Origin of the sequence: Roseivirga seohaensis subsp. aquiponti (assembly GCF_001267955.1) — a bacterium.
GTDB classification, from domain to species: Bacteria; Bacteroidota; Bacteroidia; order Cytophagales; family Cyclobacteriaceae; genus Roseivirga; species Roseivirga seohaensis.
Genome location: NZ_JSVA01000005.1, coordinates 111,887 through 119,971, shown reverse-complemented (window position 1 = coordinate 119,971; position 8,085 = coordinate 111,887). Strand labels below are relative to the sequence as shown.

At 38.4% G+C, this 8,085-nt stretch carries 12 protein-coding genes; 7 read left to right on the top strand and 5 right to left on the bottom strand.

Annotated features, from left to right (window positions below; all coding sequences use genetic code 11):
- Positions 1 to 65: 65 nt before the first annotated feature.
- Positions 66 to 485 carry a 6-pyruvoyl trahydropterin synthase family protein gene (locus OB69_RS04785; protein ID WP_053222561.1) on the bottom strand — a complete coding sequence of 140 codons (420 nt, stop codon included), beginning with the start codon at positions 483 to 485 and terminating at the stop codon, positions 66 to 68.
- 73 nt (positions 486 to 558) lie between these two features.
- Between OB69_RS04785 and rfaD the strand changes: the two genes are divergently transcribed.
- Positions 559 to 1,524: an ADP-glyceromanno-heptose 6-epimerase gene (gene rfaD / locus OB69_RS04780; RefSeq protein ID WP_053222560.1), complete on the top strand. Its 966-nt coding sequence runs from the start codon at positions 559 to 561 to the stop codon at positions 1,522 to 1,524.
- An 80-nt stretch (positions 1,525 to 1,604) separates the two neighbouring features.
- Here the strand turns inward: rfaD and OB69_RS04775 are convergent, their stop codons facing one another.
- The gene (locus OB69_RS04775; protein WP_221404851.1) at positions 1,605 to 2,585 is read right to left on the bottom strand and encodes a TolB family protein; all 981 of its coding nucleotides are present in this window, start codon (positions 2,583 to 2,585) and stop codon (positions 1,605 to 1,607) included.
- A 190-nt stretch (positions 2,586 to 2,775) separates the two neighbouring features.
- On the opposite strand from OB69_RS04775, the gene OB69_RS04770 reads away from it, so the two are divergent.
- From OB69_RS04770 to OB69_RS04745, 6 genes are all read left to right on the top strand, one after another.
- A complete protein-coding gene (locus tag OB69_RS04770; RefSeq protein WP_053222558.1) occupies positions 2,776 to 4,014 on the top strand; it encodes a M20/M25/M40 family metallo-hydrolase in 1,239 nt (412 codons plus the stop codon).
- Position 4,015: 1 nt separating this feature from the next.
- The gene (locus OB69_RS04765; protein ID WP_071426714.1) at positions 4,016 to 4,336 is read left to right on the top strand and encodes a potassium channel family protein; all 321 of its coding nucleotides are present in this window, start codon (positions 4,016 to 4,018) and stop codon (positions 4,334 to 4,336) included.
- A 96-nt stretch (positions 4,337 to 4,432) separates the two neighbouring features.
- Positions 4,433 to 4,666 (top strand): hypothetical protein, encoded by a 234-nt coding sequence (locus OB69_RS04760; RefSeq protein ID WP_053222557.1) that lies wholly within the window; start codon positions 4,433 to 4,435, stop codon positions 4,664 to 4,666.
- Entirely contained in the window at positions 4,663 to 4,956 is a 294-nt protein-coding gene (locus OB69_RS04755; protein ID WP_053222556.1) for a type II toxin-antitoxin system RelE/ParE family toxin, read from the top strand. The genes OB69_RS04760 and OB69_RS04755 overlap by 4 nt, the downstream gene beginning before the upstream one ends.
- Complete coding sequence (locus tag OB69_RS04750) at positions 4,953 to 5,381, top strand: hypothetical protein (protein ID WP_053222555.1); 429 nt, start codon at positions 4,953 to 4,955, stop codon at positions 5,379 to 5,381. Before OB69_RS04755 ends, OB69_RS04750 begins: the two co-directional genes overlap by 4 nt.
- Positions 5,382 to 5,658: 277 nt before the next feature.
- Positions 5,659 to 6,636: a YpdA family putative bacillithiol disulfide reductase gene (locus tag OB69_RS04745; protein ID WP_053222554.1), complete on the top strand. Its 978-nt coding sequence runs from the start codon at positions 5,659 to 5,661 to the stop codon at positions 6,634 to 6,636.
- 67 nt (positions 6,637 to 6,703) lie between these two features.
- Here OB69_RS04745 and OB69_RS04740 read toward each other — a convergent pair whose 3' ends face one another.
- The 3 genes from OB69_RS04740 to OB69_RS18425 all read right to left on the bottom strand — a co-directional run bounded on the left by OB69_RS04740 (position 6,704) and on the right by OB69_RS18425 (position 8,081).
- Positions 6,704 to 7,267 (bottom strand): thioredoxin family protein, encoded by a 564-nt coding sequence (locus OB69_RS04740; protein WP_053222553.1) that lies wholly within the window; start codon positions 7,265 to 7,267, stop codon positions 6,704 to 6,706.
- Positions 7,268 to 7,405: 138 nt separating this feature from the next.
- Positions 7,406 to 7,858 (bottom strand): hypothetical protein, encoded by a 453-nt coding sequence (locus OB69_RS04735; protein WP_053222552.1) that lies wholly within the window; start codon positions 7,856 to 7,858, stop codon positions 7,406 to 7,408.
- Between the two features lie 4 nt (positions 7,859 to 7,862).
- Positions 7,863 to 8,081 carry a putative peptidoglycan-binding domain-containing protein gene (locus OB69_RS18425; protein ID WP_245620779.1) on the bottom strand — a complete coding sequence of 73 codons (219 nt, stop codon included), beginning with the start codon at positions 8,079 to 8,081 and terminating at the stop codon, positions 7,863 to 7,865.
- Positions 8,082 to 8,085: the final 4 nt, after the last annotated feature.

Genomic DNA, 8,085 nt, shown 5'->3' with positions numbered 1-8,085 from the left:
CAGGTAATCAGGTAATCAGGTAATGCGAACTTTAGTTCGTAAATAGTGTTGTTGTTTTCGGGGTTTTATTCTCCGAAATATTCTACAAAGTTTCTTGGGGTTTCGTAAAGACGAAGGCTGTGCAGTTTTCCTGTGCTGGTGATTTTGGTTACCTCTGGTTCCAATATCTTCCAGATTTCCATAACCAAAATTTCACAACTAGCCATTTTACCTTGCATGAAATCTACATCCATGTTGAGGTTTTTGTGATCCAATTTTTCAATCACTTCTGCTCTAATTACATTTGAAAGCTGTTTTAAATCTACCACAAAACCAGTTTCAGGATCTGGTTTTCCCTTTACAGTTGTAATTAACTCAAAATTATGCCCGTGCCAATTGGCATTCGCACAAGGGCCAAATACCTCAACATTCTTTTCTTCCGACCAATTAGGATTGTACAGCTTGTGGGCTGCGTTAAAATGCTCTTTCCTACTGATGTAGATCATACCTTCTCTTCAATTTCGCTGCAAATATAATGGGTATTTGCTTAACTTTGGCAAGCACAAATTCAGATACTTTATGATTGTAGTAACGGGAGCAGCGGGGTTTATAGGAAGTTGTTTAGTAAGCAAATTGAATAGCGAAGGCTTTAATCACATCATTGTGGTTGATAAATTCGACAATGAAGAAAAAAACAAAAATTTAGAAGGTAAACGCATTCTTGAATCTATCGATAGAGACGACTTCTTCACTTGGCTGGACACTGTGGGCGAAAAAGTAGAATTCATTTTTCACCTTGGCGCCAGAACAGATACCGCTGAGTTTGACAAAGACTTGTTAAGTAAAATGAATACCGAATACACCAAACAGATTTGGGAGAAATGTATTCAGTACCAAATTCCATTGGTTTATGCTTCGTCTGCGGCTACTTATGGTTTGGGCGAATATGGTTATGATGATAACCAAGAAAACATTCCCAACCTGATTCCGCTAAACCCTTATGGTGAATCGAAAAACGATTTTGATAAGTGGGCAATAACACAAGAGCAACAACCTTTCTTTTGGGCTGGTTTAAAGTTCTTTAACGTGTATGGGCCTAATGAATACCACAAAGGCAGAATGGCTTCAGTGATTATGCATGCCTTCAACCAAATTGATAAAACAGGTGCAATGAAACTCTTTAGGTCGCACAATCCAGAATTTAAGGATGGTGAGCAAATGAGAGATTTCGTTTATGTGAAAGATGTGGTTGATGTTTGTTATTTCTTAATGCACCACCGAAAAGACTCTGCCATCTATAACTTAGGAAGTGGCAAAGCCAGAACTTTCTTAGACCTTGTAAAGGCCACTTTCAAGGCAATGGACAAGAAAGAAGATATATCTTTCATTGATACTCCTGCCGACATTCGTGATAAGTATCAGTACTTTACAGAAGCCAATATGGCCAAGTTAAAGTCGATTGGCTTTACGCAAGAGTTTACTTCTTTGGAAGATGGGGTTGAAGATTATGTTAAGAACTACCTATCTAGCCACAGTTATTATTAATCATTGGCAAAATATAGACACAAAAAAAGGTAGAGCGCAAACTCTACCTTTTCTGTTTTTAAAGTTCTTTAGTTCCTTAATCACCCCCCAATCCATTCGGCTACGAAGAGATTGGTATCTCTTGTTCCTCCGTTATTTCTGTTGGAAGAGAACACTAAATATTTTCCGTCATTCGAGAACACAGGAAAGGCATCGAAAGTATCGTCTTGTGTAATTCGGGTTAAGCCAGTTCCATCAATATTGATCATATATAAATTGAAAGGAAAGCCACGCGTAGCGGTATGGTTTGAAGCAAAAATGATTTTTTCACCTGAAGGATGGAAGAAAGGCGCCCAGTTGGCTTGCCCTAAATCTGTAAGTTTTCTAAGGTCAGAACCATCTGCATTACAAATGTAAAGTTCCATGTTGGTAGGCATTACCAAACCTTCTTTGAGTAAGTCCTGATAAACCTTAATGTCTTCTTCTGTTTTAGGTCTAGAAGATCTGAAAATCAATTTCTCACCATCAGGAGAGAAAAAAGCACCACCATCATAACCCAACTCATTGGTGATTTGCTTTACATCAGAGCCATCAATATTCATGGTAAAAAGCTCCAAGTCCCCAGTTCTCATAGAAGTAAAAACGATTCTATCTCCTTTTGGAGATACCGTAGCCTCAGCATCGTAACCAGGATTATCAGTAAGCTGAGCAATGATTTCTCCATCCATATTGGCCGTAAAAATGTCGTAGTCAGGATAAATAGGCCAAATGTATTTACCGTCAGCGCGAGGCCCAGGAACAGGAGGGCAATTCTCGTTTCCTAAATGAGTAGAACCATAAACGAAGGTATTATCTGGCAGAAAATAGGCACATGTTGTTCTTCCCATACCAGTACTCACCATTTCTGGTTTGTTGTTCTTTAAATCGTCATTACGCCAATCGGTAATAAACATCTGGTCACAACTAGCACCCCATTCGGCATAATCAGACTGAAATACTAAGTAATTATCATCAAAGCTCCAGTAGGCCTCAGCATTATTTCCTCCAAAAGTCAATTGCTTAATATTCTTAAGGAATTTCATTTCCTCTGGTTTTAAAAGAAGTGAATCTAAATTTTCTTGCGACTCTACTTTCGTAGTTTTCTGCTTCGTTGAATTACAGCTAAATACAATAACTAGTGTTAATAACAGACAGTACTTATTCTTCATTATGATGTCGTAAATTAGAGTTGCGAAGATAAGGATTATTATCTTTGACCTTAAATTCTACAACATGAGAAAAATCACCTTTTACATAAGCATCATATGCCTTATTGGGCTAGGTAGCTGTACTAGCTATACTACCGATAAAGAAATTCGCACAAGTATAGAAAAAGACATTGCCTATTTGGCCGATGACAAACTAGAAGGACGGGCCATTGGAACTGAAGGCGAGCAATTGGCAGCTGAATACATAGCCGCAGCTTTTAAAAAGTATGGACTTGAACCCAAAGGCACAGATGGTTATATGCAGCCATTCAACGTAAAAAAGGCCACAAACCCACATGAAGAAGCCGTAATTGGCGATGCAGAAGGTGGCATTACTGGCCGAAATGTAGTGGGCTATATTGATAACGGAGCTGAAAACACAGTGGTCATTGGTGCACATTTCGACCATTTAGGATATGGAGAAGAAGGTTCTCTTTACCGAGGAGAAAAGGCCATTCATAATGGAGCCGATGATAACGCCAGCGGTACAGCAGCCATGATTCAATTGGCAAGGATTCTTAAGAATAAAGGGAAAGATAAAAATTACCTTTTTATGGCTTTTTCTGGAGAGGAAAACGGCCTTTGGGGTTCAAATTACTTCTCGAAAAACTCTACCATTGATTTAGGCAGCGTGGACTACATGATTAATATGGACATGGTAGGCAGAATGAACGAGGAAAAAACTTTGGCCATTAATGGTGTAGGTACTAGTCCGGTATGGATGGACAAAATCGAAGCCGCCAATACGGATACTTTGAAGTTAGTGACTTCTGAATCTGGGATTGGACCGTCCGATCACACTTCGTTCTATTTACAGGATTTACCTGTACTGCATTTCTTTACAGGCCAACACGAAGACTATCACCGTCCTTCGGATGATGCTGATAAAATCAACTACCATGGCATAGTGAAAGTAGTTCGACTTATTGAGCGATTAGTATTATCGCTTGACCAAGAAGAGAAAATCGCCTTTACTAAAACAAAAGATGAATCTGGCGATAGCCCACGATTCACTGTTTCACTTGGAGTTGTGCCAGATTACCTATACGATGGCCAAGGCATGAGAATAGATGGTGTGTCTGAAGATAAACCAGCACAAAAAGCAGGTATGCAAAAGGGCGATATTGTAATGAAACTTGGTGACTCTACCATTGTAGATATGATGAGCTATATGAGAGCACTTGCTGCCTTTCAGCTTGGCGATGAAACCAAAGTGGAGTTTAAAAGAGGCGAAGAATTAAAAACGGTAGATATAAAATTCTAAGGTGATTATTCTTAGAACCATACTTTCTTTCCTAAGGGACAAACATTACAGAAATTTGCTTTTTGCAACTATAACGGTGCTGGTAATCGGCACCGTTACTTATCATTACCTCGAACAATGGACGTGGTTAGATTCACTCTATTTTTCAATCATCACTTTAACCACTGTGGGTTACGGAGATTTTTCACCTCAAACCGATTGGGGTAAAATCTTCACCATCATCTATATCGTTATTGGAGTTGGTCTTATTCTTACCTTTATCAATACGGTTTATACCCATTTTAAAAACATTCCTCAGGATCGATTTAATCATAGGAATTAAATTGTTTATAAACTTGTGATCACACCGAGCAGTTGTCAAACTTTAGTGCAAATCAAATTTTAAGATAATTCGTTACCTTGAATAAAAGAGAAAAAGATGAACAGCATACAAATAAAACAAAGGATACATGATTATATTGATCAAGCAAACGAACGTTTTTTAATGCTTGTCAATGAAATGATCGATGCCGATAAAAAACAAGACTGGTGGGATGACTTAGACCCTAATATACAAGCATCAATTGACCGCGCCATTGCCCAATCAGAACAGGGAAAAGGAAGACCACATTCCGAGGTAATGAGCGAGATCAGAGCAAAACACCAAAAGTGAATTATTCTGTTAAATGGTTGCCAGAAGCAGAAATAACTTATGCTATGGTGATTGAATATCTTGAAGAAAACTGGACAGCAAATGAAATCAATAGTTTTCTAAACCGAACAGATGAAGTCATCAGTTTTATATCACGTAATCCCAAACAATATCTATATTCCAAAAAGAAAGAAGTCTACCGTGCCGTTGTCACCAAACAGATCAGTTTGTATTATAGGATTAAAGTGAAAGAAATAGAACTGTTAGTTTTTTGGGATAGCCGTCAAAACCCAGCCAAATTAAAAGTTTGAGTTGTGAAGAAGTCGACAACGAATGCATTAGAAAATTAATAGCTATGCGACCTGAAAATTATCTACCGAGCCGACCTCTTGTTATAATCTCTGTCATTTTACTTTCCTTCTTGTCGATCTATGCAATTAAGACAGTTTTAGAAAGAAGAAATGCATTTTCATCGGGTGCAAGATATACGATTGGCTATACCACAGAAATATATTTTACAACCAGCGGGCGAAGCATAAGATATCGTTATGAGGTCAATGGAGCGGAATACACAGGTAGCTCCCCATATGCATATAATAGTGAAGTCCCTAATGGTCGTTATTGGGTTAAATTTGCAGTAGCCAAACCTGATATTAGTAGTATTTATCAAGATAAACCTGTCCCACAGACAGTTAAGGCGGTTCCTCCAGATGGTCTTGATATTATGATGAAATAGGCAACAACCGGTCTTAGCAAGAACTTCCAGTTAGCAAAGTAAAACCCCAATCGAACAGACTCTTTCGGTCTTGCTAAAACGGCAAGACACTCAGAGTGACGGTCCAATTTGGCGTCTTTCTGAAGAAGAGAATTTCTCGGTAGAGAAATATTCGACTGAAAGAATCCGTCTATTGTTAACTGTTGTGACTGGTCTTGTTATTAGAAAGCCCTGTAACTAGCGGGCGTATTATGTGTGATTCCATGAACCATCTTATTCCCGAAGCAGTTTGAATACCATGCAAAACCATTTTGATTTAGTAATTATAGGAGGCGGGCCCATCGGACTTAATTGTGCTATTGAAGCCACAAAGGCCAACTTAAATTACGTGGTGTTGGAAAAAGGAACTTTGGTGAATTCCATCTACCACTTCCCTACCAATATGACCTTCTTTTCCACCTCCAATTTGTTAGAAATTGGTGGCGTACCCTTTATTTCGCATACCGATAAACCTACAAGAAGAGAGGCCTTAGAATATTTTAGAAGGGTTCAGGAAAGCTGGAAATTGAACATAAAACCCTACACAAAAGTAGATCGCATGACTTCTGAAAACGAAGTGTATCACATCGAGACAAGCAAAGGCATCTACAGCGCTAACCATGTAATCGTGGCTACTGGTTTTTATGATACGCCCCGGCTCTTGAATATTCCAGGAGAAAGCTTACCGAAAGTGAAGCATTTTTATGACGACCCTCATCCTTACGTAGATCAAAAATTAGTGGTGATTGGTTCGGCCAACTCGGCTTGCGATGTGGCTTTAGAAACCTATTACAAAGGAGCAGAAGTGACGATGGTCATTCGTGAGTCAGAAATTTACCCTAAAGTGAAGTACTGGATTCGTCCGAATATTATCAACCGAATTAAAGAAGGTGCAATCAAAGCCTATTTCAATTCCACTGTTACTGAAATTACAGAAAACGAAGTTCACATTAATACGCCAGACGGACCATTAACGATTGATAACGATTTCGTTTTGGCCATGACTGGCTACCAACCCAATTATGCTTTATTCGAAGCACTAGGTATTGATATATCGGAAGATGAATTGAAAGTCCCTGTGCATAATGCAGACACTTTAGAAACCAATTTGCCAAATGTATATGTGGCTGGAGTAATCAATTCTGGAATGCAAACGAGTACGCTGTTTATTGAAAACACGCGGGTGCATTCTGAAATGATTATTAAGGCTATTCAGGCTAAGAATCCAGGTTCATAGTCGCAGTGATAACAAAGACACCCTCCAAGGGTTTGAAACCCTTGGAGGGTTGATTAATGGATACCTTCTACCCTACTTTCCATTTGATATTACAGCCCAAACTTGGTCGTTGTTCAAAATCAATTTTCTCGTTATTCAGCACGCAATCTAAGGCAGAGCGTAAATCTTTGCCCGTTACAGGCTGACTATTATTCCCTGGTCGGGAATCATCTAATTGCCCACGATAAACGCATTTTAATTCGGCATCAAAGACATAAAAATCTGGAGTACAAGCCGCTTGATAGCTTTTAGCCACCTCTTGGCTTTCATCGTACAGATAAGGGAAAGTATAGCCTACTTTTTCGGCCTCCACCTTCATTAACTCAGGCGAATCTTGTGGATAGTTTTCAACATCGTTTGAGCTGATGGCTATAAAAGACACGCCTTTCGCTTGATAGTCTTTTGCCAAGCCTACAATTCCTTCGTCCACATGCTTCACAAAAGGGCAGTGATTACAGATAAACATAATCACCGTGGCTTTGTCAGATTTCAGCTCATTCAATGAAAGCATTTGACCAGAAACAGTATCCAGTAATTTAAAATCATGAGCTAGTGTTCCTAGCGGTAGCATGTTGGATGGTGTGCGGGACATGGCAGGGGAGTTATTGGTGATAAGTTATAAGTAAATAGTTTAAGCCTTATGGTAAACTTAAAACTAGTTAAATCAAGCAGCTAGCACATCCTAAAGAGGTTTCTATTTCATGAAATAGAAACCTCTCATTTTTAAGTTCTATGGTCTCTTTACAAGAGTAGCTTGTTGCGGAAAATAGTTTTCACCTGCTATCTTTTTGGTGACTTTCCATTCAATCTTATCCGCACTTATAAAACGAATCTCTGCTTGTCCCTCTCCATCCGCAAAACTCCCTTTAAAAGTGACTTTTAAGACATTGTTCGTTATTGAACCTTTTATTGATATTTCATCCTCATCAATAATACCAACACAGTCTGACTTATTTCCATTAAGTGCTGAAATACAATGTGTACCTGTAACGAATGTATTCAATTCATTCAACTCTAAATTGAACGTACTAGTATCATCGTTTTTTATCCACTCCCATTGTCCTGAATAATTATTCTGTACACGGCTAAACACAGAATTAGACTTACTAATCAAAACACCCGTTATTAAAACTAGGAACACTAAGGCAATAAGCACTTTCAACAAATTATTTTTTGATTTCATAATTTCAACAATTTACATTCTTCTTGTTTTGGAGAGTTTTATCCTTAAATTTATTTACTCTATCTTTCCAACCATCCAAAAACTGTTCTTGAGATTTATCCTTAGCAGCTATTCTTTCGTAATAAGAAATTCGATCCATTTTCAGTTGATTATATAACATCATTGGATTTGCCGCGTTTATAGCATTTAAAGTATTTGGCCCCATCCCACCGTCTATAGTCAAACTG